This is a genomic window from Streptomyces sp. NPDC101178 (assembly GCF_044767965.1).
Taxonomy (GTDB): Bacteria; Actinomycetota; Actinomycetes; order Streptomycetales; family Streptomycetaceae; genus Streptomyces.
Genome location: NZ_JBIWOZ010000004.1, coordinates 428171 through 454979 on the forward strand (window position 1 = coordinate 428171; position 26809 = coordinate 454979).

16 protein-coding genes and 2 pseudogenes are annotated in these 26809 nt (G+C 71.5%); 6 read left to right on the top strand and 12 right to left on the bottom strand.

All coding sequences use genetic code 11. The annotated features are described in order from the left end of the window. Positions 1–35: 35 nt before the first annotated feature. From ACIRR8_RS14335 to ACIRR8_RS14345, 3 genes are all read left to right on the top strand, one after another. A complete protein-coding gene (locus ACIRR8_RS14335) occupies positions 36–1106 on the top strand; it encodes a Dyp-type peroxidase (protein WP_404063557.1) in 1071 nt (356 codons plus the stop codon). Continuing rightward, positions 1106–1903 carry a family 1 encapsulin nanocompartment shell protein gene (locus tag ACIRR8_RS14340; protein ID WP_404063560.1) on the top strand — a complete coding sequence of 266 codons (798 nt, stop codon included), beginning with the start codon at positions 1106–1108 and terminating at the stop codon, positions 1901–1903. The genes ACIRR8_RS14335 and ACIRR8_RS14340 overlap by 1 nt, the downstream gene beginning before the upstream one ends. Before the next feature lie 79 nt (positions 1904–1982). Then, positions 1983–3329 (top strand): diaminopimelate decarboxylase, encoded by a 1347-nt coding sequence (locus ACIRR8_RS14345; protein WP_404063563.1) that lies wholly within the window; start codon positions 1983–1985, stop codon positions 3327–3329. 423 nt (positions 3330–3752) lie between these two features. Here the strand turns inward: ACIRR8_RS14345 and ACIRR8_RS14350 are convergent, their stop codons facing one another. From ACIRR8_RS14350 to ACIRR8_RS14360, 3 genes are all read right to left on the bottom strand, one after another. Beyond that, a complete protein-coding gene (locus ACIRR8_RS14350; RefSeq protein ID WP_404064319.1) occupies positions 3753–4166 on the bottom strand; it encodes a GNAT family N-acetyltransferase in 414 nt (137 codons plus the stop codon). 2 nt (positions 4167–4168) lie between these two features. Continuing rightward, positions 4169–4594: an aspartate 1-decarboxylase gene (gene panD / locus ACIRR8_RS14355; protein ID WP_404063566.1), complete on the bottom strand. Its 426-nt coding sequence runs from the start codon at positions 4592–4594 to the stop codon at positions 4169–4171. A gap of 349 nt (positions 4595–4943) precedes the next feature. Further along, complete coding sequence (locus ACIRR8_RS14360) at positions 4944–5855, bottom strand: alkyl sulfatase C-terminal domain-containing protein (protein WP_404063569.1); 912 nt, start codon at positions 5853–5855, stop codon at positions 4944–4946. A 317-nt stretch (positions 5856–6172) separates the two neighbouring features. Between ACIRR8_RS14360 and ACIRR8_RS14365 the strand changes: the two are divergent. After that, positions 6173–6382, top strand: a pseudogene (locus tag ACIRR8_RS14365) (hypothetical protein); the annotation flags it as partial. Here ACIRR8_RS14365 and ACIRR8_RS14370 read toward each other — a convergent pair. From ACIRR8_RS14370 to ACIRR8_RS14390, 5 genes and pseudogenes are all read right to left on the bottom strand, one after another. Further along, a pseudogene (locus tag ACIRR8_RS14370) lies at positions 6363–6898 on the bottom strand (molybdopterin-dependent oxidoreductase); the annotation flags it as partial. The pseudogenes ACIRR8_RS14365 and ACIRR8_RS14370 sit on opposite strands and share 20 nt — an antisense overlap. Positions 6899–7429: 531 nt before the next feature. Further along, entirely contained in the window at positions 7430–14845 is a 7416-nt protein-coding gene (locus ACIRR8_RS14375; RefSeq protein WP_404063572.1) for a MupA/Atu3671 family FMN-dependent luciferase-like monooxygenase, read from the bottom strand. Next, positions 14842–18174 (bottom strand): type I polyketide synthase, encoded by a 3333-nt coding sequence (locus tag ACIRR8_RS14380; protein WP_404063575.1) that lies wholly within the window; start codon positions 18172–18174, stop codon positions 14842–14844. Before ACIRR8_RS14380 ends, ACIRR8_RS14375 begins: the two co-directional genes overlap by 4 nt. Further along, positions 18174–19430, bottom strand: a complete 1257-nt coding sequence (locus tag ACIRR8_RS14385) for an MFS transporter (RefSeq protein ID WP_404063577.1) — start codon at positions 19428–19430, stop codon at positions 18174–18176. The genes ACIRR8_RS14380 and ACIRR8_RS14385 overlap by 1 nt, the downstream gene beginning before the upstream one ends. A 461-nt stretch (positions 19431–19891) precedes the next feature. Next, positions 19892–20914 (bottom strand): DUF6215 domain-containing protein, encoded by a 1023-nt coding sequence (locus ACIRR8_RS14390; RefSeq protein WP_404063580.1) that lies wholly within the window; start codon positions 20912–20914, stop codon positions 19892–19894. Positions 20915–21057: 143 nt separating this feature from the next. Here ACIRR8_RS14390 and ACIRR8_RS14395 point away from each other — a divergent pair, with 143 nt between their 5' ends. Next, positions 21058–21465 (top strand): SRPBCC family protein, encoded by a 408-nt coding sequence (locus ACIRR8_RS14395; protein ID WP_404063583.1) that lies wholly within the window; start codon positions 21058–21060, stop codon positions 21463–21465. A gap of 73 nt (positions 21466–21538) precedes the next feature. Next, positions 21539–21811 (top strand): DUF3253 domain-containing protein, encoded by a 273-nt coding sequence (locus ACIRR8_RS14400; protein ID WP_404063586.1) that lies wholly within the window; start codon positions 21539–21541, stop codon positions 21809–21811. Positions 21812–21836: 25 nt separating this feature from the next. On the opposite strand, the gene ACIRR8_RS14405 is transcribed toward ACIRR8_RS14400, so the two are convergent. Genes ACIRR8_RS14405 through ACIRR8_RS14420 form a run of 4 tightly spaced genes read right to left on the bottom strand, consistent with a single transcriptional unit; the run spans position 21837 to position 26665 of the window. Next, the gene (locus ACIRR8_RS14405) at positions 21837–22952 is read right to left on the bottom strand and encodes an XdhC family protein (RefSeq protein WP_404063589.1); all 1116 of its coding nucleotides are present in this window, start codon (positions 22950–22952) and stop codon (positions 21837–21839) included. Then, positions 22945–25101 carry a xanthine dehydrogenase family protein molybdopterin-binding subunit gene (locus tag ACIRR8_RS14410; protein ID WP_404063591.1) on the bottom strand — a complete coding sequence of 719 codons (2157 nt, stop codon included), beginning with the start codon at positions 25099–25101 and terminating at the stop codon, positions 22945–22947. The genes ACIRR8_RS14405 and ACIRR8_RS14410 overlap by 8 nt, the downstream gene beginning before the upstream one ends. Then, positions 25098–26090 carry an FAD binding domain-containing protein gene (locus tag ACIRR8_RS14415; RefSeq protein ID WP_404063593.1) on the bottom strand — a complete coding sequence of 331 codons (993 nt, stop codon included), beginning with the start codon at positions 26088–26090 and terminating at the stop codon, positions 25098–25100. Before ACIRR8_RS14415 ends, ACIRR8_RS14410 begins: the two co-directional genes overlap by 4 nt. Then, positions 26087–26665, bottom strand: coding sequence for a 2Fe-2S iron-sulfur cluster-binding protein (locus ACIRR8_RS14420; protein ID WP_404063596.1), 579 nt, complete (start codon positions 26663–26665; stop codon positions 26087–26089). Before ACIRR8_RS14420 ends, ACIRR8_RS14415 begins: the two co-directional genes overlap by 4 nt. Positions 26666–26809 lie beyond the last annotated feature (144 nt).

Consider the following 26809-nt stretch of genomic DNA (forward strand, 5'->3'; position numbering starts at 1 on the left):
TGTCACGTGGCGTCCCCGATGCCTGGAGTGCGCGCATGCCCGACGCCGTTCCCGATCCCGTCGCGGTCCAGCCCGTCGTGGCTCCGTTGACCAATGCGGCGCTGTTCCTGGTCGGCACGATCGAGCCGGGCGGCGAGGACGCCGTTCGGGAGGTGCTGCCGGATCTGGCGGCCGTCGCCCGTTCTCTCGGCTTCCGTTACCCGGATGCCTCTCTGGCCTGTGTGGCGGGGTTCGGCTCCACCGCCTGGGACCGGCTGTTCGACGGACCGCGCCCCGCCCACCTCCACCCGTTCCAGGAGCTGCGCGGCCGGCTCCACCACGCTCCGGCGACGCCCGGCGATGTGCTGCTGCACATCCGGGCCGAGCGGATGGACGTCTGCTTCGCGTGGGCGGCGCAGCTGCTCACCAAACTCGGCGGGGCGCTGCGGATCGTGGACGAGACGCACGGCTTCCGCTATCTCGACCACCGGGACCTGCTCGGCTTCGTGGACGGTACGGAGAACCCGGTCGGCGACGACGCCCGGTCGGCGGCGCTCGTCGGCGCGGAGGATCCGGAGTTCGAGGGCGGCAGCTATGTCGTCGTACAGAAGTACCTGCACGACCTGGCCTCCTGGAACGCGCTCTCCGTGGAGGAGCAGGAGCGCGTCATCGGGCGCACGAAGCTCGACGACGTGGAGTTCCCGGACGACGAGAAGCCCGCCGACTCCCATCTCGCGCTCAACACGATCACCGACCCGGACGGCACCGAACGCGACATCCTGCGGGCGAACATGCCGTTCGGGAACTTCGGTCAGGGCGAGTTCGGCACGTACTTCATCGGGTACGCGGCCGACCCGGACGTGACCGAGCGCATGCTCCGCAACATGTTCCTCGGCGACCCGCCCGGCACGCACGACCGCATCCTCGACTTCTCCACGGCGGTCACCGGCGGCCTGTTCTTCGCCCCGCGCGCCGAGTTCCTCGACGACCCGCCGCCCCCGCCCGCCCTGGTCCGCTCCGGGGACCGGCCGGAACCGGTGTCCGCACCGGTCCGGCAGGAGCCCGTCGTGGCCGGGTCGGACCACGGTTCGCTGCGCATCGGCAGCCTGCAAGAAAGCGCCCAGTGATGAACAATCTGCACCGAGAACTCGCACCGGTCACCCCCGCCGCCTGGGACGAGATCGAGGAGGAGGCCCGGCGGACGTTCCGCCGCCATGTCGCGGGCCGCCGCGTCGTCGACGTCTCCGATCCGGACGGCCCGACGCTGGCCGCGGTCGGTGACGGCCATCTGCGCGACATCGACCCGCCGACACCGGACGTGGTGGCCCGGGCCCGTACGTCGATGCCGGTCATCGAGTGGCGGGTGCCGTTCACGGTGTCCCGGCAGGCGGTGGACGACGTGGAGCGCGGTTCGGCCGACAGCGACTGGCAGCCCGTCAAGGACGCGGCCCGCACCTGCGCGTACGCCGAGGACATGGCGGTCATCGACGGCTACGCGGCGGCCGGGATCACCGGTCTGCGCGACGGCTCCTCGCACGACCCGCTGCCGCTGCCCGCCGACGCGCGGGACTACCCGGTGGCGGTCAGCCAGGCGGTGACCCAGCTGCGGCTGGCCGGTGTCGACGGACCGTACCGGCTGCTGCTCGGCGCGGACGCGTTCACCGAGGCCGCCGAGACCTCCGACCACGGGTATCCGGTCAAGACCCACCTCAGCCGTATCGTGGACGACGAGATCCTCTGGGCACCGGCGGTCAGAGGCGGGGTGCTGCTCTCGACCCGGGGCGGCGACTTCGAACTCTGCCTGGGCCAGGACCTGTCGATCGGGTACACGGACCACGACGCCACCAGCGTCCACCTCTACTTCCAGCAGGCGTTCACCTTCCGGATGCTGACGCCGGAGGCGGTGGTGGGGCTCATCGCCTGAGCGGCTGCCGGCCGTTCGCCAGAGTTGTCAGCCGAAGAGCCGAAGACCTGTGGGGGCAGCCATCACCGACTCCGGCCGTATGACACAGACATCTGCGCCACCTCCCGCCAGACCCGCCGTCCGCTTCGACGCGGCCGTCCGGGCGGCCGTCGGGCAGGGGCTGCTGAGCGAGTCCCGGCCGGTGGCCGGGTTCGTCGACACGGACGGGGTGCGCTCGTCCGTCGCCGAGCTGCGGGAGGCGTTCGCCCACAGCCCCGGCGTGCTGCACACCTTCGCGGCCAAGGCCTCCTCGCTCGTCCCGGTCCTGCGGCTGCTCGCCGCCTGCGGGATGGGGTGCGAGGTGGCGAGCCCGGGCGAGCTGCGGCTCGCCGTCGAGGCCGGTTTCGCGCCGGCGACAATCGTCCTGGACTCCCCCGCCAAGACCCGTGAGGAGATCCGGCTCGCCCTCGCCCTCGGGGTGGCCGTCAACGCCGACAGCATCGACGAGCTCCACCGGATCGACGCACTGCGGCAGCGGGATGCCCCCTCCGTCCTCGGACTGCGGGTCAATCCGCAGGTGGGCGGCGGGGCGATCGGCCCGATGTCCACGGCGACGGACACCTCCAAGTTCGGGGTGGCGCTCCGCGATCCGGGCGCTCGCGAGGCGGTGGTGCGAGCCTTCGAAGCGCGCCCGTGGCTGACCCGTCTGCACGCCCATGTCGGCTCCCAGGGCTGCCCGTTGGAGCTGATCGCGGCGGGCGTGGCTCGTACGTACGAGCTGGCCGAGGAGATCAACGAACGCCTCGGCACCCGGCAGGTGACCAGCCTGGACATCGGCGGCGGGCTCCCGGTCAACTTCGCGGACGACACCACGCACCCGACCTACCGGGCGTACGTGGACGCGCTGACGGCGGCCGCTCCGGAGCTCTTCTCCGGCCGGTACGGACTCGTGACGGAGTTCGGCCGGTCACTGCTGGCGAAGAACGGCTTCATCGGAGCGCGGGTGGAGTACACGAAGGACGCGGGCGGCCGCCGGATCGCGCTCACCCACGCGGGCGCGCAGACCGCCACCCGTACCGTCTTCATGCCCGACTCCTGGCCGCTGCGGATCGGAGCGTTCACCGCGGACGGCGCACCCAAGGAGGGCCCGGAGCTGGCGCAGGACATCGCCGGACCGTGCTGCTTCGCGGGCGATGTGGTGGCGCACGGCCGGAAGCTGCCCGAGCTGGCGGAGGGCGACTTCGTGGTGCTGTACGACACGGGGGCCTACTACTTCTCCACCCCGTGGGCGTACAACAGCCTGCCGCGCCCGGCGGTGTACGGCTTCCGCTCCTCGGCGCCGGACGGCGAGATGGTGTTCGCGACGGTACGGGAGGCGCAGACGATGGACGCGATCGCGGCGGAGAGCGGTCTGGCGTACGCGGACGCGCTGACGGTACTGGGCTGAGTGGGGTCTTCCGTACGTACGGAAGACCCCACTCAGCCTGTCCTGGCGCCTCTGTTCCTCTACGGCCCGGCGGGCTCGGGCTGCGGCTCCGGGTCCGGCACGGGGTCGGGGCCGGGCGCCGGCGGCTGCGGGATCGGGTCCGGAGCCGGGCCGGGCGGACCCGGGGCGGGCCCCGGCGGCACGGGCGGCGGGCTCGGCACAGGGGTGGGCGGACCCGGCACGGGCGGAGGCGTCGGCGACGGCGGTACGGGGTCGGGGTACGGGTGGGTCATTTCGATCCTCCACAACGACACGAAACGGACAGATGGAGCTTTCCTCCACCGTCTCCCGGTGCGGCTTCCCGCGCCTGCCGAGTCCACACGTATGACGAGTCCCTCTTCTCGGACGGCGGGCGGCCGGACGATCCCGGACGCCCGCCGGTCCTCAGAACAGCTCGGGATGGTCCTTGAGCTGCCGCTGCGCCTCCCGTACGAGCTCCTCCGGAGCCGCGGGCGCCTCGTCAGGGTGGCGCTGCGCCCACTTCGCCGCGTACGGGCACAGCGGCACGAGGGGGACGCCCTCCTGCGCGGCCAGGCCGTAGAACTTCCGGACGAGCGCACCGGCGATGCCCTTGCCCTCGTGCTCGGGCCGGACCACGGTATGGACCGCCACGAGCGCGCCCGGGGCGGGCTCCATGACGAAGTACGCGATCGTCCCGGCGGCCTTCCCGCCCTCGTAGGCCGTGAGCGTGCCGCGCTCCCGATCGTCGCTGATCTCTACGGCAGCCTTCTCCGTCATGGGCTCTGCTCTCCTCGTTCTGTACGGCTCGTTCCGTGAGGCGCGGACGGCTGACGGCAGTCTCAGCCGCCCGCGACGACCGCCTGCGGGCTCCGCTCCGTACGGCTCCCGGGCACCGGCGCCGACGCGTCGCTGCCGAGCGCCACGATCCGGTTGTCCGCGCCGACGTGGACGACCTTCGGGGTGAACGCCCGGGCCTCCGCGTCCTCGATCTGGGCGTAACTGATCAGGATGACCAGATCACCGGGGTGCACGAGGTGTGCGGCGGCGCCGTTGATACCGATGACACCGGAGCCGCGCTCGCCCTCGATGACGTACGTCTCCAGGCGGGCGCCGTTGTCGATGTCAACGATATGGACCAGCTCGCCGGGCAGCAGGTCGGCGGCGTCCATCAGGTCGGCGTCGATCGTCACGGAGCCGACGTAGTGCAGGTCGGCCTGGGTGACGGTGGCCCGGTGGATCTTGGACTTGAACATGGTACGTAGCATCGAGGTACTCCTGATCAGAGGCTCCCTGCCTGCGTACTTGCAGGTCAAGGGCTATCCGCCCACCCTACAGCGAGTCCCGTGTCCGGCGAGCTTTCCCCCGAGCGTTTCAGGACTCATGCTGACCACTCGCCGACTGTCCTGACGCTTCGCCAGGCGGCTGCGCGGGTTTCCACTCGCCCTCCCGGGCCTACCGCAACAACGCCACAAGCCCACCCAGCTCCCGGACGTCAAGAATCACGATCGCCCGATCGGCTCGACAGCGGTTACGTGCCCCAAGGCAAGCAAGCACCCTGCCCACGGGGCAGCCGCACTCCCATGGAGGTCACGCCGGCAACGGCGCTGGTATCTGTCAGCGGAGGACCATCTTGACGGGTTCGGTGGGCGGTTTGTCGAAGTGGTCGAAGAACGCGTGGACGGTGGCGGGGTCTCCTTCGACGGTGATGTCACCATGGCGCAGGGCGTCGGCGGGTGTGGTCGTGCCGAGCAAGAGCTGGTGGATGAGGGCCGCGGTGGTGACGAGGGTGACGTCCGCGGCCGGGGGCGGTTCGGGGTGGAAGACCGCGAGGCCCCGGCGGATCTCCAGGGCGCAGGCGTCGCCGGTGTCGGTGAAGCGGAAGCCGAGGGTGAGGCGGGTGTCGGCGGCGGCGTCGGCGTCGAGGCGGACGCGCAGGCCCTCGACGACCTTGGTGACCGGCAGTTGCTCGATGACGTCGGGCGGGGCGATGTCGAAGAGCTTGGAGTAGTCGACGGTGCCTTCCAGTTCCTTGGCTCCGCCGATGGCCATCGTGCGCCAGTACATGTTCTTCTGCCGGAAGGCCCAGGCGCGCATGGCGTCGGCCTTCGCCTGCCGGGCCTCGGTGTCGGTGGTGTCGAGCCGTACGAGGTGCGTGAGCAGCTCCATCGCCCAGCCGTCGTCGCCTGCCTCGTGGGCGGTGCGTGCGTCGTTCTCACCCGGGTCGATGATCAGGACCCCGTCGGTGCCCACCACCATCGTCGTGCTGCACAGCTGGTAGCCCACCGCGACGTACACCCGGCTCTCCACCGGCATGTAGATCCCCTGGCGCATCTGCCGGGCCCAGGCCGTCTGCTCCGGGTGCACGCGCGGGTCGGGCTCGGTGTAGGCGAGATTGCGGCCGGTGCCGTGCACCAGCGGCGCCAGATGGTCCTTGAAACCGTCGAAGAACCGCTCCCAGTCCTCGACCGTCGCCAGGCCGTCGACATCGACGTCGGCAGGGCTGGATCCGTCACCGGTGTGGTCCACTGGTCATTTCCTTCCACCAGACACCCAGCACGCGCGGTCTGGGTCCACCAGTCTCCGCACTGTCCGGCGAAGGCGCCCGGGGGGGACGGGAATCATGGGGCCGAACGGGTGAGACCTGCGAGACGCAGCCTCACGCCTGGGGCAGGGCCGTGCGCCTGCGGCGGTTTGGTGCTCACGCGAAATGGAGCGCGCCGGGGTCGTTGGCGTCGAACGCCAGTGGCAATCGGGTAGAGCTTGCGGGCTCGCGTCACGGCGAAGAAGGCTTCCGGCGAGGCAGCAAGCCGCCCGGCAGCTACCTGTCGGATCCGCGCCCTCGACCGCGCACCGCGCGCCGCATGATCGCGGATCTGATGGAGCGCCTGTACGCCCGCAGCAGGTTCGAGGCCGGGGCGAACGCGGTCGATCGCGGCTGGTTGCAACCGTGCGCCTGCGGCAGCGACCGGGCTCGGCCGGATGAGCCGTCGCAGCGAGGGCAGCCTCGCTCCGGGGATGCTGCGGGCCGTATCGCCTCACCGGGACGCCGGTGACGGTGGCGGCCCAGTCCGGGGTGTGGGGGGAGGCCGCCATATGCGCTTTGAGCTCGTCGAATCCGAGCACCCAGCGCCTGACGAACTTCCGTTCGTGCAGGCCCTGTTCGAGGATGTGGTGCAGCATCGCCAGGGCGAGCGCGAGATCGGTGTGCGGCTTGGGGGCGATCCAGTCGTCGGCGACGGCGGCAGTCGCGGTCCGCCGGGGGTCGTCGACCACCACCAGCCGGGCGCCCGTCCTGGCACGGCCGCGCAGCAGGTAGTCGAAGGTGACGGGATGGGTCTCGGCCTGGTTGGTGCCGAGGAAGAGGTAGTAGTCGGCCGAGCCCAGGTCGTCCTTCCCGGTGGCACCGTCGGTGCCGTATCCGTTGAGGGAGTTGCCGAGGCCGAAGGTCGCCTTGAGGGCTTTCCGCCGGTGTCGTTGCACACCGGCCGGACGTCGGTGTTGTTGGGGCTGCCGAGCAGCGCGAAGACACGGGCGACCAGGGAGCGCGTGCCGCGCGGCAGCCGGCCGGTGGGCGGGAAGCTATCGCCCGTGATCAGGCGAACGCGGCAGCCCGGCTCTCGGCAATCTCAGCTCCCTTCCACGGAGAGACGTTCAACCCCGAGCACATGGCCAAAGCAGCAAGCGAACACGCGTCTTCGCCCTTGCGGCCCGCGCCCCGAGGGCTTGCACCGGGAGAAGAGTCCCGCATGGACAACGCGCCATCCTTCGGCTCCCACTCGGGCGACAACTGATGCAGTGGCAGATCTCCCGTACGGCTCACCGAAGGCCTCTGCCACGAGCGAGGCAAGAGAGCCTCGGAAAGGAGCTCCCGGGAGATCTTCGAACGATGCGCGCCCCAGGTCAGCTGTCGCTCTACCGGCCTTTCGAGGCATGGGCCTTCAACTGTTTCAGCTGATCGCGGGAGTGGCGGACGTACGTCCGCCCGAAGGCAGCAGACGGAAGCAACGCCCCTTGTGCGGTCAACGCCTCTCAGGCCCTCGGCACACCACGGCGCGGTCCTCACAGGTTCCCAGCAGAGCTCGTACCGCCCCGGAAAGGCCTCACGGGAATTCGACCTTGGAATGGTGGTCCGACGCGGATTCCTCATCGGCGTACGGGCCCGTCCGAGCGTCCTCTTCAGCGGAGGCCCGGTCCGTCTCGTCGGCGAGGAATTCCTCCGCGCCCTCCCGCAGCAGCTGCACATAGTCCCGCGACCACGCCTCGACCGTCGCCGCGTCCCATAGATCCGCCGAGTACTCCACCGCTCCCTCCAGAACGTCACCGGTCGGGGACAGCACCATGATGAACTCCGACCGGGAAGCCGAAGGGGCGATCTCCGCCACCGTGATGGTGAGTCCCGGTATGTCGATGCCGGTGTCCAGCGAGCTCTCGTAGGCCAGGCCGATGGCCAGGCCCTCCGGTATGCGAATGCCCTTGCGCTGCCGCATCGCCGGGGCCACCCGGCGTGGCGGCATGGCGTGTTCCATGCCCAGGACGGTCGTGCGTGTGACCCGGTCCGTCAGCTCGGCGAAGGAGCCGGAGCGCGCGTCGCGGACCCGCAGGGCGAAACCTGTGGCCGTGCAGCCCACCAGGGACTCGAACTCACGGCTTTCCCGGCCGGCGTAGGAGATGTTCATCACCACGTCGTCCTGCTCGGCCTTGGTCGTCAGCAGTCGGCCGAGCGCGGCAGCTGCCACCACGAAGGGCGTGGTCGACCGCCGGGCGGCCAGCCCTTCCACAGCGGTCCGGACCTCGGCGGGCACCGTGAATCGAATGACTCCGCCCCGGCCGCTGAGCGCGTCCGGTCTCGGCCGGTCCAGGGGCAGGTCCAGGGTGAAGGGGGCGTCGGCCAGCTCTTCGAGCCAGTAGTCGGTACGGCGGCCGTCGGTCGCCTCCTGATGGGCGGCCTGCCAGTGCGCGTACTCCACCTGTTGGGGTGCCGCGGGTGGCAGACCATGCCCGGCGGCCGTGGCCGCGGCACGGTAGAACGCGGCGAGTTCCTTCAACAGGGTGGTCAACGCCCACCCGTCGCACGTGCAGTGATGCGTCACGAACAGCAGCACCCACTCCTCAGCACCCGTGCGCAGCAGACGGGTGGAGAGGACATCTCCCGTGAAGGGGTCGAGGGGCGTCTCCACCGCCTGCTCGGCGAGCCGGCGCAACTGTTCCCCCCGCTCCGGTTCGGCTCGCGAGGTGAGGTCCTCGACGGGCAGGTCGAGCGGCCGGAATCGGAGCACCTCCTGTCGCCAAGTACCGGAGCTCTCGCGTACCAGACGTGTCCGCAGGGACTCGTGACGCCTCACCAGGTCCTCCAGCGCGCCGTGCAGGGCTGCGGGGTCCAGCCGGCCGGAGAAGGTGATGCTCAGGGCGACGTTGAAGACCTGCGGCCTGGCGTGGCGGGAGTGCAGGGTGGCGAAGCGGGTCTGCTGTTCGGTGGCTGGACCTCGGCGGACCACCCTCCCCGACCGGCCCCCGTCCACGAACTCCGTCAGGGCGCGGAGCGTGGGCTGCTGGTAGAGACGGGTCAACGGGTACTCGACACCCCACGTCTCCCGGATTCGGTTGACCAGCCTCATCGCGGTCAGGGAGTGCCCACCCAGGTCGAAGAGGGAGACATCCGGATCGACGCCCGCATCGGTGAGGTCGAGCTCGGCCGCCCAGAGACTGCGCAACCCCTTCTCCACCGATGTGATGGGGGCGTCCTCGGACGTCGGTCCCTCAGGATCACGCGCCTCACCGGTGTCCGCCAAGGCGAGGGGAACAGCCGGCGGGAGGAGCGCCCGGTCCAGCTTGCCGCTGCTGTTCAACGGCAGTCGAGACAGAGTGCGCCAACTGCGCGGCACCATGTACTCCGGCAGGCGGTGGCCCAGCTCCCGGGCCCATCGGTCCGTGCGGCGAGCTTCTTCCGCCGCTGCTCCGGAGCCCTCCTCGGTGGGCACCACGTAGGCGGCGAGAACCGCTTCGCCATTGTCCCGGCGCCGGCTGACGACAGCTGCCTGGCGGACACCCTCAAGGCGGCCCAGTACCCGCGCCACTTCCTCCGGCTCCACCCGGAATCCGCGGATCTTCACCTGGTCGTCGATACGGCCCACGAACACCAGCCGTCCGTCCGCTGTCCAGCGGACCAGATCGCCCGTGCGGTAGCAACGGGTCTCCCCGACGCCTTCCGGCAGGGACGTGAACCGCTCGTCCGTCAAGTCGGGCCGGTGCAGGTAGCCCTGCGCGATGCCGGGACCGCCGACGAGCAGCTCCCCCACCGCCCCGATGGGTACCGGCTTGTCCGAGGCGTCCACGACGCGCACAGTGACGTTGTCCACGGGGCGGCCGATCGGGGCGACGTCCGCCCCGTCGACCGCGACGGCGCTCTCCGCCAGGGGCAGGACCGTGTCCACGACGCACAGCACGGTCGCCTCCGTCGGACCGTAGACGTTGAGGGTCTCGTAGAGGGCCTCCGGCCTCGGCCGGCGGTGGAGCGTCTCGCCGCCCAGCAGCAGATGTCGCAGCGGTGGCTGATCGGCCGCGGGCAGACGGAGCAGCTCCTCCCCCAAGGCCGTCGGCATGATGCTGAACGTGATCCTCTGGCCGGTGAGCCACTCGGCCAGGGCCAGCGGATCGCGGCGGGTCTCGTCGTCGGCGGCCACCAGGGTGCCGCCCGCCGTCAAGGCCGGCCAGATCTCCATGAGCGATGCGTCGAAGCTCTGGCCGCAGACCATGGCGCCGCGGTATTCGGCGTCGGGCGCGAAACGTGCGTGATGCCACTGACAGAGATCCACAACCGCCCGATGGGTGAGCACGGCCCCTTTGGGCGTGCCGGTACTGCCCGAGGTGTAGATGACGGCGAACGGAGAGGAGAGTCCGCTGTCCGGCGTCGGACGAGAACGGTGCCCGGTGTCACCGGTCGGTGCCGCGTCCGGGGGGACGACCTGCACGGATGCGGGAAGTCCCAGCTCCCTCGCCCCGTCCGGCCCGCTGATCAGCAGCCGGGCGCCACTCTCCGCGATGACTTGCGCGGCGCGTGCGGCGCCGAGTGCCGGGTCAAGGGGCACATAGGCGCAGCCTGCCCTCACCACGGCGAGCAGGGCCGTGACGAACTCCGGGCCACGTGGCAGCCGGACGGCGACTACGGGTGCCGGGCTCTCGCCGGCCCCGAACTCCGCGAGCACGGTGGAGAGTCGTTCCGCTCCCTCGTCCAGCTCCCGGTACGTCAGCTCGGCATTCGCGCCCACCACCGCGGTCCGGCCGGGGTGCTCGGCCGCCCGCCGGGCCACCCAGTCGTGGACGGTGGTGTCGAGCACCGGACGCAGGGGGCCTCTGCGCCAGCTCTCCGGGACCTCGTCGCCGTCGGCCGGTTCCCGCGCTACCAGGGAGAGCGGCGTGCCCGGCCGTTCGACGGCGGCGGTCAGCAGGTCGTGGAAGACCGTGAAGAACCGGTCGACGGTGACCTGGTCGAACAGCTGCGCGTTGTACTCCAGATGGCAGCGGATGCCCTCCGGCCGGTCGGTGAAGTAGACCGTCAGGTCGGTCAGCGCCTTGTCGGGGCCCGCGTCCATGGCCGCTGCCTCGACGCCGGGGAGGTCGAGACGGAACGGCTCGTCCGACTGGAACTCGGCGAGCGTCTGGAACACCGGTGTGCGGTCCGTCGCGCGGGGTGGAGCCAGGGAGCGCACCACTGCGTCGAACGGCGTTGCCGCGTGGTCGTAGGCGTCGAGGGAGACGGCACGCACCCGTTCCAGCAGCGTCGCGAATGCCGGATCGCCGGTGAGGTCGACGCGGAGGGCCACCGTGTTGACGAAGAAGCCGACCAGCTCTTCGGCCCGCGCGGGCCGGTCGGAGACGGGCACCCCGATAACGATGTCCTCCTGCCCCGTGACGCGTTGGAGCATGGCCGCCCAGCCGGTCATCAGCGTCATGAACAGGGTGGCGCGGTGATGTCGGCCCAGCTGCCTGAGCCGGTCGCTCAGGCCTGTGTCGAGGGAGTGGAAGACCGCGCGGCCCTCGGAGGCCATCTCCGCCGGGCGGGCCCGGTCGGTGGGCAGTCGGAGGACGGGAAGGTCTCCGCCGAGCGCCCGCAGCCAGTACGCCAGGTCGCGCTCGGTGTCGGGGCCGGCCACCGCCGCGCGCTGCTCACGGGCGTGCTGGGCGTAACTCCAGGCCAGTTCGGGGAGAGCGGCCTCGGTCCCGTCCAGCTCCGCACGGTAGAAGGCGGAGAGGTCCCGGCACAGCACGGTCGCCGACGCGGCGTCCACCACGATGTGGTGGAAGGACAGGACCAGGACGTGCTCGTCAGCGGTGGTACGGACGACGCGGGTGACGAACAGCGGTCCGTTCTCCAGGTCGAAGCGGCGGTTGCTCTCCTGCTTCAGCACTTCGCGTACGGCGTCCGTGGCTTTTGTGGTGCCGTCCATCACGGCGAAGTCGGGTTCGCAGGAGGGCCGTACCAGCTGGACCGCCGAGTCGCCGGCTGCCCGGAAGACGGTGCGCAGCATCTCGTGGCGGCCGACGAGCCGTCGTACGGCGTTGCGCAGCGCCTCGGTGTCCAGGCGGCCGGTCAGCCGGATCGCCTTCACCTCGTTGTAGGCCGTGCGCCCGGGAAGCAGGCGTTCCAGGAACCAGATGCGCTCCTGGCCGGGTGAGAGAGGCGCCTGCGGCATGGACGGCTGCCGGTCCCGGTGGCGGCGTCGAAGGGCGTCCAGCCGGGGAAGGCCGGCCCGCAGCTGGTCCGGGCCGACGCCGAAGTCGACCAGCGCGACGATCTCGTCCGCGCCCGCGTCGGCGACCGCGTGGGCCACGGGCAGGGTGGAGTCCACGTCGCCGATCAAGGCACGCTGGTCGCAGTACCGACCGTAGGCCCGCCGGAAGACCACGCCCAGGTCGTCCTCGCTGAGCGACTTCAGGTCGGCGGTGACGCCGAGGCTGTTGGTGACGCCGCTGAAGAGGGACAAGGATGCCCGCATGTAACGGGCCATCGGCTCGAAGGCGTCGGCCCGGGCGGTGTCGTGGTCCGTGCCGAGGTAGGTGTGGAGCAGGACGGCCACCCGCCCGGCGTCCGGGTCGAGTCCGTGGCGGGCACGGGCCCGGCGGTAGCGGGAGATGTTGTCCCGGAGCTGGTCGATGTCCTGGGTCATCAGGTTGGTCACGATGCCGAGATCGTGCTCGGCGGCCCGTTCGTAGGACTCCGGGTTGCCCACCACCGCCGTGTAGAGCGGCGGCATCGGCTGCACCGGGCGGGGGAAGAGCCGGATCTCCCGCTCGCCGTCCCCGGTCCTCCGGAGCAGAGCCTCGCCTCGCCAGAGGCGCCGTACGTCGTCCAGGCGGTCGTACAGCTCCTGTTTGTGCCGTCCGAACCGATCGGGGAAGAAGACGAAGTCGTCGGCGTTCCAGCCGCTGGCCACACCGAGGCCGATCCGTCCGCCGGAGAGGTTGTCCGCCATGGACCACTCCTCCGCCACCCGGATCGGGTCGTGGAGCGGCATGACGACCGAGCCCGCGTTCAGGCGGATGCGCCGGGTCTCCCGGGCCAGAGCCGCCGCGAGGACGGCGGGGTTGGGGAAGAGGCCGCCGAAGGAGTTGAAGTGCCGCTCGGGCATCCACAGTGCCTCGAACCCGTGCTCGTCGGCGAACCGGGCCGCCTCCATCAGCAGTTCGTAGCGGCCGTTCGGTGATCCGGGCCCCTCCTCCGGATAGTCACCGAAGAAGTAGAGGCTGAAGTCCGCGCGCCGCGAGGGCAGGGCCGCGGCGGCGGGTTCGGAGACCGGGGCGGATCCAGGGGCAGGTGCCGGGGTCGACACCGTGGGAGCCGTGGCCGTGCGTGCCGGGCCCGTGGTCGCCAGGTTCTCCGCCGGGACGGGCTGCCGGTTCCCGGGCCGCCGAGAAGAGTCCCTGGCCGTACGGAAGAAACCCGCCTGCCGCAGCTCCCGCAACGACCCCCGCACGGCATCGGTCACCTGCTCGATGTCGCCGTCCGTATGTGCCGTGGAGAGGAAGAAGTTGCGCCACTCCCATACGTGCACGCCGCGCAGCATCAGGTGGTGGTAGAGGAGTTCCATGTCGGCGCGGTGTTCGAAGCGGAACTGCGAGCCGAACCAGCTCGTGCGCAGAGGGTAGTCCTCGGCCTCGAAGAAATCGTTGAGCCCGGTGGCCAGTCGGGTCGTCCGCTCGTTGAGCCGTTGTTGCAGATGCGGGCTGTGGTCCCGGAGGTGGGTGAGCACGGCGTGGGCCGCGGTCATCGCCACGGGGTGCTGGAGGTAGGTCCCACCGAAGAAGGTGGTGTCGGCGGTGGGGCCGCTGTCGTTCCCGTAACTCCAGTAGCCGCCGTCGATCCCGTCCATGATGTCGGCGCGGCCCGCGACGGCACCGATGGGGAATCCGCCGCCGAGGAGCTTGCCGTACGTGGCGAGATCCGGGCTGACGCCGTAGAGGTCCTGTGCGCCGCGCAGGGCGGGCCGGAACCCGGTGAGCATCTCGTCGAACATCAGCACGATTCCGTGCCGGGCCGTCAGCTCCCGCAGTCTGCGGACGAACCCGACCGGCTGGAGCGAGAGGTTCCTGCTCTGCACCGGTTCGACGATGACCACGGCGATGCGCTCGGCGTCCCGCTCGATCGCGTGCAGGGCCTCTTCGCTGCCGTAGCGGAGAACCGTCAGCTCCTCGACCGCGCTGAGAGGGATGCCCCGGGAGACGGGCACGGTCCCCTCACTCCCGGCCGACCGGCCCAGCACCTGGTCGGCATGGCCGTGGTACGAGCTCTCGAAGGTGACGATCCGGTCGCGGCCGGTGGCGGCCCGGGCGAGACGGATGGCCGCCGCGTTGGCCTCCGTACCCGAGTTGGCGAACGCCACCCGCTCCGCTCCGGTCAGGTCGCACAGCAGCTCGGCCGCCCCGCCCGTCTCGACGCTGCGTGGGCCGAGCCGGATGCCCCGGGAGAGGTGTTCGCGTACGGCCTCGCTGACGAAGCCGGGTTCGTGGCCGAAGAGGAGCACGCCGAAACCCATGGTGATGTCGGTGTAGCTGTTGCCGTCGATGTCCTCGATCCGCGCCCCCTGGGCGCGCCGGGCGGCGATCGGGTACAGCATCTCCTTGGTCGCCCTGCGGAAGCCGACGACAGCCCTGCTGTCAGCGAGACGGCGGCGGTGGTGCTGCGCCAGGCTCCGGGAGGCCGCTGTCCGTGCCGTGTACCGGCGTACGAGGTCGTCGAGGTGCTCCTGCTGAGAGGTGGGCGATGCGGCCCCGACCATGCCGGCGCCGGGGGCGACCTCGACGCGCGGCCCGTGCACCCGGGTCTCCTCGGCGACGGGGGCGGCGTCCGGGTCCGTCACGGGGGCGGTGCCGGGGTCGTCCTCCTGGGCCGCGGAGGGAGCGGCGCCGGGGTTGCCCCCGGGTCGCCCGGCTTCCATCTGCGCGGTGACGCGGTCGGCCAGCTCGGCCATCGCTGCCAGGTCACGGTCCAGGGCGGCCACGATCTCCTGCTGCTCGCTCATCGGGCCTCCTCGCCGCCGGCGAGAGGCGCCGCCGTCGCGTTGGCCTGGAGGGCGAGCAGTTGGGAGAGCTGGGAAAGCATCTGGAGCTGGATCTGGGACAGTTGGTGAACGCGCTGGGACAGCTCCAGGAACTCCTGCCGGGTGACGAATCCGGTGTCCTGCGGGTCGGTGACGGACGCGGAAGCCGGAGCCGGAACGGCGTTCGGGGCCGAGGCCGGAGCAGGGACGGGAGCCGCGGTGACGGCCTCGGCCGAGTCGCCGGGCGACCGTGGCTCCGGGGACGGTTCCCGCGCGGTCACCCGCTCCGCCGCGCGCGGCCGCGGGACGGGCGCGGGGGCGCTCCTCCCGTACTGCCGGGGCAGCCGCGCCGCGACGAGTTCGGCAAGCAGTCGGGGCGTGCCCGTCTCGTCGAACAGCTCCCGCATGGTGACCTTGACCTGGTGCTCCTGTTCTATCTCCCGCAGCACGTTGATCATGAGGAGTGAGTCCGCGCCGAGGTCGAAAAACGGGGTGTCGGCCGAAAGCGGGGTCAGATCCTCGCCGAAGGCGCGGGAGAGCACACCGAGAATGCCGTCCAAGAGGTGCCCGATCTCCATCGTCTCTGCCGTCACTGTGCGTTCCTCTCTTGGCGTGGGCTTGGGTCCGGGGTCCATAGGAGGTCTGCCGACCCAGTAGGGGCGGTGTTGGAAGCGGTAGCCGGGCAGCGGGACACGCCGCCCTCCGGTGCCCGCCAGGAATGTCTCCCAGCGGACGTCCGCCCCGGCGCTGTGCAGTGCCGCTGCGGCACCGAAGAGTGCGCCGAGTCCGGTGGTGCGGTGCAGCGACGAGGCCGCCCGCACGGTGGGCAGGGAGCGGCGGGCCAGACCGGTCAGCGTGGTGTGCGGGCCGATCTCCACAAGGACGGCGGGCCGTTCGGCGGCGACGGAGCGCAGTGCGGCGTCGTAGCGCACGGGCTCCCGGGCATGGCGCAGGAAGTGGTCCGCGTCCGGCGTCCAGCCCGGCTCGCGGGTCCGGCCGTCCAGTGAGCTGATGAAGCGGGTGTGTACGGGAGCGAGGGGGGTTTTGGCCAGGACCTTGCCGAACCGGTCGAGCATCGGCTCCACGGCGGCGGTGTGGAAGGCACGGTCCACGGCGAGGCGTTCGTACGGGATGCGCCGTTCGTCGAGGACGGCGCACACCCGGCGGACCACCGCGTCGGGCCCGGCCAGCACCTGGGAACGCTCCCCGTTGGTCACGGCCGGCTCCAGGCCGGGGTGTGCGGCGCTCAGCTCCAGCGCGGCCTCCCGTTCCAGGGCCACCGCCACCATCGCGCCCGGCTCGCAGTGGTCCCGCATCAGGCGGCCTCGTTGCGTACTGAGTTCGAGACCGTCGGCCAGGGACAGCGCACCGGCCGCGAAGAGCGCCGCATACTCCCCGACGCTGTGGCCCGTCACCGCCCGGGGACGGATACCGGACTCCTCCCAGAGCCGGACCAGGGCGCATTGCAGGGCGTAGAGGGCGGGCTGCCCCGCCTCGGTCGGCAGGACACCTCCGGGAGCATCGTCCACCCCGGCCAGCAGATACCGGAGTAACGATTCGCCGGTGAGCCGGCGGTGCTGTGCCTCGCAGGCGTCCAGCACCTGGCGTACGACGGGGAACCGCTCGTACAGGTCGGCTGCCGCTCCGGGGCGGAGAGCACCTTGGCCGGTGAACTGGAACACCGCCCCGGCGGTCTGGTCCGACGCCGGGCCGGGGTCATCGACGGACGCGGGCGGACCGGGACGGACGAGCCAGGCGTCGAGGGCGTCCGCCAGTGCGGAGGGACTGGTTCCCCGGAACGCGGCGCGGTGACGGCCGTGCGACCGGCCCAGAGCAGTGGTCGTGATCAGGTCGGCCAAGGGCAGAGCGGTCCGTCTGCGGAGAACGTCGCGCAGGGACCGTACGTTGTCGGTCAGGGCTTCTCCGCTCGTCGCGGAGACCAGGAGCACGTCAGGCGGGGCCGTGACGGCGGTGCGCGGGGCGGGCTCGGGGGCTTCCTCCAGGACGAGGTGGACGTTGGTGCCGCCGATGCCGAGCGAGGTGACCCCGGCCCGCCGCGGGTGACCGGTCTCGGGCCATGGCCGCAGGGAGCGGGGGGCGTAAAACGGGCCGGTCTCCAGTTCGAGCAGCGGATTGGGCTCGGTGAAGCCGGCGATCGGCGGGATGACCCCGTGTCTGACCACCAGCAGCGCCTTGACGAGGCCGGCCAGCCCGGAGGCCACGTCGAGGTGGCCGATGTTGCTCTTGACGGCTCCGAGGGCGCAGTAGCCGGTCCGCTCCGTGTCCTGGCGGAACGCCGCTGTCGCTCCCGCCAGCTCAATGGGGTCGCCCTTGAGGGTCCCGGTGCCGTGGGTCTCCAGATACCCGATGGTGTCGGCGCCGACACTCGCGTGGTCCAGGGCCCGGCGTACGGCGTTCTGCTGGCCCTGGGCGCTGGGAGCCGCGTACGTCTTCTTGCCGGCACCGTCGTTGCACACACCCCAGCCGCGGATGACGCCGTGCACGGTATCCCCGTCCGCGAGCGCGCGGGACAGCCTTTTGAGCACGACGGCCAGGACACCGGTGCCGCCGACGGTGCCGTTCGCGGCCGCGTCGAACGCCCGCAGATCGCCGGTCCTGGAGAGGATCGACCCCTTCACGTAGTGGTAGCCGAGGATCTGCGGGACATGGACGGAACCGGCGCCGACCAGCGCGATGTCGCATTCGTCGAGCAGCAGGGAGTGGGCGGCCAGCTGCACGCCGACCAGCGAACTGGAGCAGGCCGTCTGCACGTTGACGGCGGGACCGGTGAGGCCGAGCCGGTAGGCGACCCGGGTCGCGTTGAAGTCGGTGAAGTTGCCGACCATCACCTGCATCCCGGCCAGCCAGTCGCCGATGTCCTCGCTCGGCAGCACGTTGTTGAGCAGGTAGGACTGCATGTTGTAGAGGTGGTAGCCGGCGCTGGCGTAGACCCCGATCCGTTTCCCGTCCCGCTCGTCGGGATAGCCGGCGTTCTCCAGTGCGTGCTGCGCGCACTCCAGGAACAGTCGGTGCTGGGGGTCGGTGAGGCGTGCCTCGCGGGCGCTCATCCCGAAGTGCCGGGCGTCGAAGCCGGAGATGTCGTCCAGGACGGCCGACGTTCCGATGAAGTCGTCGCGCCGGTACAGCTCCTCGGGCACGCCCGCGGCCTTCAGCTCCTCCCGGCTGAACCGGGTGAAGCGCCGCTCTCCGTTACGGATGACGCGCCACAGGTCCTCCGGCGTGTCCGCGCCGGGGAGCCGGAAGGCCATCCCGATCACGGCGAGGCGCGGGTCCGGCCCGCCGGTGCCCATCAGCCTCGCTCCTCGCGTAGAACGCCACCGCCGGGTGGTCGCACCCGGGCGTCCGGCTCGGCGGAGGGACGGCGCAGCACGAGATACGCCAGCAGGGCGAGGCACCCCGCGATGGCGAGGCCGTGCAGGGAGGCGACCACCTGGAGCGGGGAGTAGGAGTCCAGGAGGAAACCGCTGACCAGCATGCCCAGACCGAACCCGGCGTTCTCGACCGAGGCGGAAAGCCCGAAGATCCGGCCCCGCTCCGCGTCCGGGACCGTTTGGAGGCGCGACACGTAGACGACTTCGGTAAGGCCGTCCGCCGCTCCGGCGACGAGCGCCACCGCGAGGGTCGGCCCGGTCGGCAGACCGGTGAACACGACGATGAACGCCGCCGACATGACACAGGCGCCGATCGCGAAGGCCCGTTCCCCCAGGGTGCGGCCGCTCCGGCGGTTGTACCGCGCCAGCACCTGCTGGGCGATGATCGTGCCGACCGCCCAGGTCGCCCAGAACTGGCTGATGAAGGTGGCCGGATGGTCGGGGTCGAGGATGCTGGAGTAGACGGGCAGCGCGACGTTGTGCGATGAGGAGCCCAGACCGTCCACGGCCCGCAGGGCGATCATCGCCATCAGTACCGGCGCCGTGGCCCACAGCAGCCTGAGAGACCGTCGTCCGGCTCCCTCTTCGCTCTGCTCGGTGCCCGCGCCCTTCCCCGCAGATGCCCTCGTGCGGATCGGCAGCAGCATGAGGATGGTGGCGGACGCCAGGAAGGTGCACGCGTCCAGCAGGAAGGCCGCCGTGTAGCCCAGTTGTGCCACTACGACGCCCGCAGAGTAGAATCCGGCGATCATCGCCAGCGAACGGCCTGTCACCAGAAGACCGTTGGCCTGGGCCCTGCGTTCGGGCCCAACGATCTCCGGGATGCTGCTCCGCAGGGCCACCTGGGAGAGCGTGGAACAGAATCCGGTGACCACGGCGAGGCCGTACAGCAGAGGCAGCCGGCCGGCTTCCGGTGCCAGGAGCAGCGCCAGCAGCGCAGCGGCCTGGCCGAGGTCCGCACCGATGATCAGGCGTTTACGGTCGAAGGCCGAGGCCAGTCGCCCGCTCACGAAGCCCGAGGCGACACTCGTCCCCAGCCGTACGGCCATGAAGAGCCCGGCGGCCAGGGCGCTCCCGGTAACGTCGTAGACGAAGACGTTCAGCGCCACCATGTTCAGGTAACTGCCGTACGCGGATAAGCCGTTACCCACCACGAGCAGCCGGAAGTGCTTCATTCGTGACCTTTCGGAGACAGACTCGGCAGCATGGTCGGCCGCCCACCGGACCCTCGATGGATGGCGCAAAGACCCCGGGCGACGCTCCCCCCGCCCGGATCACGAGCCACTCATGCACCTGCCAGGTCCGTCAAGCCCTGCCCACCGGCCACGGGGTTCACACCGAGCTGCCCAAACCTCAGGTGCCACAGCTTCACCCCCTTCCACCCGGGGCCGCAGCCGACCCCGGGTGAGCGGAAATACCCTGCGCCATGGCGGGAGCGGCAGCCACGACCTGGCCGGAGTTCAGCTGCCGGTGGCGGTCGGACGCAGAGCAGTCGCAGCCGAACCGGGTCGGAAAGCGCCTTGAACATCGCCGCCATCCGCCTCGCGGTGGACGCGGACCGCGATCAGCAGTCACCCCACGACGAGGCGCGGTTCCGGTCAGCTCCCGTCCTGCTCCTGAGGCTCCGAGCGCTTCGTCACACGGTCCGTTCGGGGATCGCCGGCAGAATCGCCTCGGCAATGCCGAGGAGCGCGCTGTCCTTGGGCAGTGCTCCCGATTTGCTCCAGACCGTGATGTCGCAGTAGCCGCCCCGGTCCTTCCCGTCGAGGGCCACGGACAGTGTTCTGGCCAGGGGGCCTTGCCCGACGGGTCCGCCGGATCCGCTGGACCCGAGATCGATCTCGATCGCCATCGTGTGATCCGAGGAGAGGACCGCGGGCCGGTCGAGGACCGAGAGCTTCCTGACGTCCGTGCTGTTCCCGAATTCCATCAGGTCCACGTACTGGGCGATCGACAACTTGTTGTACGTGACCGAGACGTTCACGGTGTAGGTGTCGAACTGGACCTGAGCCTCCGGTTGGGCGACCTTTCCGTCGGTCAGCATGGCGGTGCTGTTGGTTCCGGATGCCGCGGTCACGATCTCCGTGGGTGTTCCGAGGAGCTGGGGCAGGTCGGATCTGTTGAGCGCCTTGCACAGCTCGTCGCCGGTGACCGCCCCGGGCGTCTTCCCGTACGCGCCCGGCAGCGCCTCGCCCTCCTCGCGCGAACACGAGGCCGCCTGCGGCGTGCCGGGCTCGTCGGAAGGCAGCAGCTGCGGGCCCAGCCACAGCACCGCACCGAGCGCCGCGAACACGGCCACGGCCGCGAAGGCCTGGAGCCACGCGTTGGGTTCCTTCTCCCGGGCGGCCGGTGCGAGCCGCTGCCCCGCCGGAGGCTGGGTCTGGGGCTGAACTGGAGGCTGCGGCTGGACAGGAGCCTCGGGCGCAGCGTCGTCCCGGAGCGCCGCCGACCTCGCGTCCCGGCGGGCACGGAGCGCCCGGACCACCGTGTGGACGCGCACCGCGGTGAACACCAGGAACACCGCGCCGATCCCGACCGCCGGCCATGCGCGCTCGTGGAGTGCGAGATACATGATGCGTACGCCGAAAACCGATCCGACCACGATGAACAGGGGCTCACGGACCCAGAAGGGCAGGAGCCGGAAGAGGAGACCGAGCACCCGGTGATCTCACCAGGACAAGATCGCCTTGGCTGTGACGGAAGCCATAATTCCGGCTCGGGACCCAACCGTGATGAACGTATTGGCTGTCCGGCCGGCGTCCCCCGCTTGCCGTGGAGGGGCGCCGTGAGCAGGGTGGGGGCGTGAGACGAACGGTGAGCGCCATGGGCCCGGTGAGCGCGGAGAGGGTCTGGGAGCGGTACGTGGAGACCGCTTGCTGGCCGGTGTGGGCTCCGCAGATCCGGACCGTGGAGGCGGCGGAGGCGCGGCTGAGGGCCGGGATGCGTGGGCGGGTGGTGCCTGTTGTCGGGCCGCGCGTCGACTTTCTCGTCGAGGCCGTCGACCATGAGGCGCGTACCTGGTGCTGGCGGGTTCGGGTGGGACCGGTGCGCATGCGGCTGTGGCATGCCGTGCGGGATCGCGCACCGTCCGGGGCGGAGACCGAGCTGCGCATCGAGGGGCCGGCAGCGGTGGTCGTGGTGTACGCGCCGTTGGCCCGTCTCGCTCTGCGTCGGCTGGTGGCCCCGGGAGACGGCGGGCGATTCGGCTGACCGGTCGATCCGGTCGATGTGCTGCCCGGGCGTTCTCCGCGCGGCCTTTCGGTACGGGTGGGACACTCGCCGCATGACCGGAAACGGACAGCGGGAGGACCAGCGGCTCGAACAGGCCATCCTGGAGTTGCTGGACGGGCGCGCGCCCACCGCCACCATCTGCCCGTCCGACGCCGCGCGAGCGGTCTACGACGGTGATGACGACGGCTGGCGCGCGCTCATGGAGCCGGCCCGCCGGGCGGCTCGGCGGCTGGTGGCGGCCGGGGAGGTGGAGGTCACCCAAGGGGGGCGGCCCGCCGATCCGGACGCGGCGCGTGGGCCGATCCGCATTCGGCGTGTGCGCTGAGGCGGACGGGCGGGCGGCGAAGCCGTCAGGCCGCTCGGTGGATGGGCTCCGCCCCGCCGGTCAGCGGCAGACCGGTCCCGCCGCGCCGGGCCGCGATGATCTCCGCGACGATGGACAGGGCCGTCTCCTCCGGCGTACGGGCTCCGAGGTCCAGGCCGATGGGTGATCGCAGCCGCGCCAGTTCGTCCTGGTTCAGTCCGGCCTCGCGCAGCCGCCGCAGCCGGTCCTCGTGGGTCCGGCGTGAGCCCATCGCGCCGACGAACGCGGTCGGTCTCCGCAGCGCCTCCGTGAGCAGTGGCACGTCGAACCGGGCCTCGTGGGTGAGCACGCACAGCACCGTGCGCCCATCGGTGCGGGTGGAGCGCAGGTAGCGGTGCGGCCAGTCGACGACGACTTCGTCCGCCTCGGGGAAGCGGGCCCGGGTGGCGAAGACGGACCGGGCGTCGCACACCGTCACATGGTGGCCCAGGAACTTTCCGGCCCGGACCAGAGCCGCCGCGAAATCGACGGCGCCGAACACGATCATGCGCGGCGGCTCCACGCCGCACTCCACGAGCAGGGTCAGCCCGCCGGGGCAGTGCGAGCCGTCCTCGGCGAGCGTGACGGTGCCGGTCCGGCCAGTGTCCAGAAGGGCTCCGGCTTCGGCAGCCGCCGTACGGTCACGCTCCTCGGGGCCGCCGAGCCCGCCCGTACGACTGCCGTCGGGACGGACCAGCAGGGCCCTCCCGAGCAGATCCGCCGGGCCGCGTACCACGCGGGCCAGGGCCACGGCCTCCCCGGCGGTGGCGGCGGCGAGCGCGGCCCGCAGCACCGGCCGCTCGCGTGAGTCCGCCCGTACCGGTGTGACCAGGATGTCGATGACGCCGCCGCAGGTCAGGCCGACCGCGAAGGCGTCCTCGTCGCTGTAGCCGAAGCGCTCGCGGACGGACTTCCCGTCCTCCAGAGCCTGCTGGCACAGCTCGTACACCGCCCCCTCCACACAGCCGCCGGAGACCGACCCGATCACCGTGCCGTCGCGGTCGACGGCGAGGGCGGCTCCGGGGCCGCGCGGGGCGCTGCCGCTGACGGAGACGACGGTGGCGACCGCGAACTCCCGGCCCTCGGACAGCCAGTGGTGGAGGTCGTCGGCGATGTCAAGCATCCGCCACTCCCCCACCCGCAGCGGGGGATGCCGATGCCGCGAGGATGCGGTCCGGGCGGATCGGCAGACTCCGGTGGCGTACGCCGGTGGCGTGCCAGACCGCGTTGGCGACGGCCGCCGCCGCGCCCACGATGCCGATCTCGCCGACGCCCTTGATGCCGACCGGGTCGTCCGGGTCGTGGTCGTCCACCCAGTCCGCCTCGATGTCCGGGACGTCGGCGTGCGTGGCCACGTGGTAGCCGGCCAGGTCCGGGCTGTAGTGGCGGCCGCTGTTCCGGTCGCGGACCGCCTCCTCGTGCAGGGCCATGGAGATGCCCCACGTCATACCGCCGACCAGCTGGTTGCGGGCGGTGAGCGGGTTGACGATCCGGCCCGCGGCGAAGATGCCGAGCATGCGCCGGACCCGGACCTCGCCGGTGGTGGTGTCCACGGCGACCTCCGCGAACTGGGCGCCGAAGGAGTGCCGTTCCTTCTGTGCGAGGGCGCGGAGGGCCTCGGTGGTGTCGGAGCGTACGGTGATGCCTTCGGGAGGAACGTCCGGGGCCGTCGCGAGCCGCTCGCGCAGTACGGTGGCGGCCGCCGTGATCGCCCAGGCCCAGGAGCGGGTGCCCATCGATCCTCCGGCGATCATCGCTGGGCCGAAGTCGCTGTCACCGATGCGGACGTGGACCCGCTCCGGCGTGGTCTCCAGGGCGTCGGCGGCGATCTGGGTAAGCGCCGTGCGGGCTCCGGTGCCGATGTCCGCGGCGGCGATCCGTACGGTGAAGGAGCCGTCCGCCTCCGCCGTCACCAGGGCGGTGGAGGGGGCCGCTCCGGCTCCGAAGGAGGCCGCGGCCGTTCCGGTGCCCAGCAGCCAGCGGCCGTCGCGGCGGAGGCCGGGGCGCGGGTCGCGGTCGGCCCAGCCGAACCGGCGGGCGCCCTCGTGGAAGCAGGCGGCCAGGTTGCGGCTGCTGAAGGGCAGGCCGGAGACGGGACCGGCCTCGGGCTCGTTGCGCAGCCGCAGTCCGATCGGGTCGAGACCGGCGCGTTCGGCGAGTTCGTCGAGGGCCGCCTCGACGGCGAACGAACCCGGCGCCTCGCCCGGTGCCCGCATCCAGGTCGGGGACGGCACGTCGAGCCGGACGACGTGGTTGGCCGTGCGGTGGGCGTCGGCGTCGTACATGACCCGCGCGACGCCCGCGCTCGGCTCGACGAACTCGTACACCGTCGAGGTCTGGTTGAGCGAGCGGTGCTCCAGAGCGCGCAGCCTGCCGTCGGCGTCGGCGCCGAGCCTGATCCGCTGGGTGGTGGGGCTGCGGTATCCGGCCAGCGAGAACGTCTGACGCCTCGTCATGACCACGCGCACCGGCCGCTGCAGCGCCGTGGCGGCCATGACGGCGGACACCTGGTGAGCACGCAGGCCCTTGCTGCCGAAGCCGCCGCCGATGTGTTCGGAGCGCACCCGTACCGAGGACGCGTCGAGCGAGAACAGTGTCGCCAGCTCGGACTGGACCCAGGTGGTGCCCTGGTTGGAGTCGACGACCTCCAGTCGGCCGCCGTCCCACAGCGCGGTCGCCGCGTGCGGCTCCATCATGCTGTGCTGTTCCTCGGGAGTGGTGTACTCCTCGTCCAGCACGACTGCGGAGGCGGCGAGTTGGGCCGCCAGGTCGCCCTTCCCGGTCTCCGCGGGCATGTGACCGGCGGCGGGATAGGCGGCGGGGTCGTCGGCCAGCAGCGCGGTGGTGTGCGGCTCCTCGTCGTACGTCACCACCAGCGCTTCCGCTGCCTCCCGGGCCTGTTCGGGCGTCTCGGCGACGACCAGAGCGACGGGCCAGCCGGCGAACGGCACTCTGTCGTCCTGGAAGACGGCGGCGGCCGGGTCCGGCGGAGTGCCGAGCATGCCGACGTAATCGGTGTGCAGGCGCGGGGCGTTGGCATGGTGGAGCACGGTGAGGACGCCCGGCAGGGCGAGGACCGGGGCGGTGTCGATCGTGACGATGCGGCCTCGGGTGACGGTGGAGAGCACCAGCCAGCCGTGGGCCAGATCGGCGAAGGGGATCTCTCCGGCGTAACGCGCGGCGCCGGTGACCTTGTCGCGGCCCTCGACTCGGGTACGGGCGGTGCCGACGGTCGCGCGCAGGGCTCGGGGGCCCGGTGTGGTGGTGGTCATCGGGCGCCTCCTTCGGCCAGTTCGGTGAGGACGGAGACCACGAGGTTGCGCATGAGGGTCACCTTGTAAGCGTTGTCGGGCAGAGGCCTGGCGGCGGCGAGTTCGGCGTCCGCGGCGGCGGCGAAGGTGTCGCCGGTGGCCGGTGCGCCGGTCAGGACGGATTCCGCGGCACGGGCACGCCAGGGCCGGGAGGCGACGGCACCGAGCGCGAGCCGGGCTTCGCGTACCCGCCCGTCCTCGACGGCGAGCGCCGCGGCGACGGAGCCGATGGCGAAGGCGTACGAGGCGCGTTCGCGTACCTTGCGGTAGCGGGAGTTGGTGGCGACCGGGGCGGCGGGCAGGGTGACGTGGGTGATCAACGCGCCGGGCGGCAGGGCGGTTTCGCGGTGCGGGGTGTCGTCGACGGGGAGGTAGAGGTCGGTGAGCGGCATCTGGCCCGGCCCGTCGTGCGTCTCGTACGCGATCTGGGCGTCGAACGCCGTCAGGGCCACGCCCATGTCGGACGGGTGGACGGCCACACAGTGGTCGGAGGCGCCGAGGACCGCGTGGTTGTGGTGCTCACCGGCGACGGCCGGGCAACCACTGCCCGGGACACGCTTGTTGCAGGGCCCGCTGACGTCGGAGAAGTAGCCGCAGCGGGTGCGCTGGAGCAGATTGCCGCCGACGGTGGCCATGTTGCGCAGCTGTCCGGAGGCTCCGGCCAGGACGGACTGGGCCAACGCCGGGTAGCGGCTGCGGACTTCGGGGTGGGCGGCGAGGTCGCTGTTGGTGACGGTGGCTCCGATGCGCAGACCGCCCTCCGCCGTGGAGTCAACCCGGTCCAGGGGCAGTTCGGTCACGTCGACGAGCAGGCCGGGCCGTTCGACACCGGTCTTCATCAGGTCGACGAGATTGGTGCCGCCGCCGAGGAACCGCGCCTCGGGGTCGGCCGCGAGCAGCGCGACCGCGCCGCCGACGTCGTGGGCTCGCCGATAGCCGAACTCCTTCACGCGGCGGCCTCCTCAGTCTCTGCCGTACGGGCCTGTTCGTGGGCCTGGGCGCCTCGGGCGACGGCCTGGACGATGGAGACGTACGCGCCGCAGCGGCACAGGTTGCCGCTCATGCGTTCGCGGATCTCGTCCGGCGTCAGGGGTGGTGGCGCGGACCCGGGTCGTACGTCGTCGGTGGCGGCGCTCGGCCAGCCCGCCGCGTGCTCCTCGATGACGGCGATGGCCGAACAGATCTGGCCGGGGGTGCAGTAGCCGCACTGGTAGCCGTCGAGGTCGAGGAAGGCCTGCTGGACGGGGTGCAGGTCGTCGCCGTCGGCGATGCCTTCGATGGTGGTGACCTCGCGCCCCTTGGCCGCTACGGCGAGGGTGAGGCAGGCGACGGCGCGACGCCGGTCGATCAGGACGGTGCAGGCGCCGCACTGTCCCTGGTCGCAGCCCTTCTTGGTGCCGGTGAGATCGAGGCGCTCGCGGAGCGCGTCGAGCAGGGTGGTGCGGTGGTCGACGGACAGGTGGCGCTTCTCGCCGTTGATGTTCAGGGTGATCGCGCTGGTGGTCGACGAGGATGCTGGGGCCATGATCAGCCTTCTTCGGTGTCCGGTGACAGGAGATCGGCGTGGCGGCAGCGGTCCGGGGCCGCCGCGGCGTGTCGGGTCCGGGAGCCGCCACCGGGTGTCCACCGGCGGCGGGCCGCGCTAAGGTAGCCCTATCCGGACTACTGT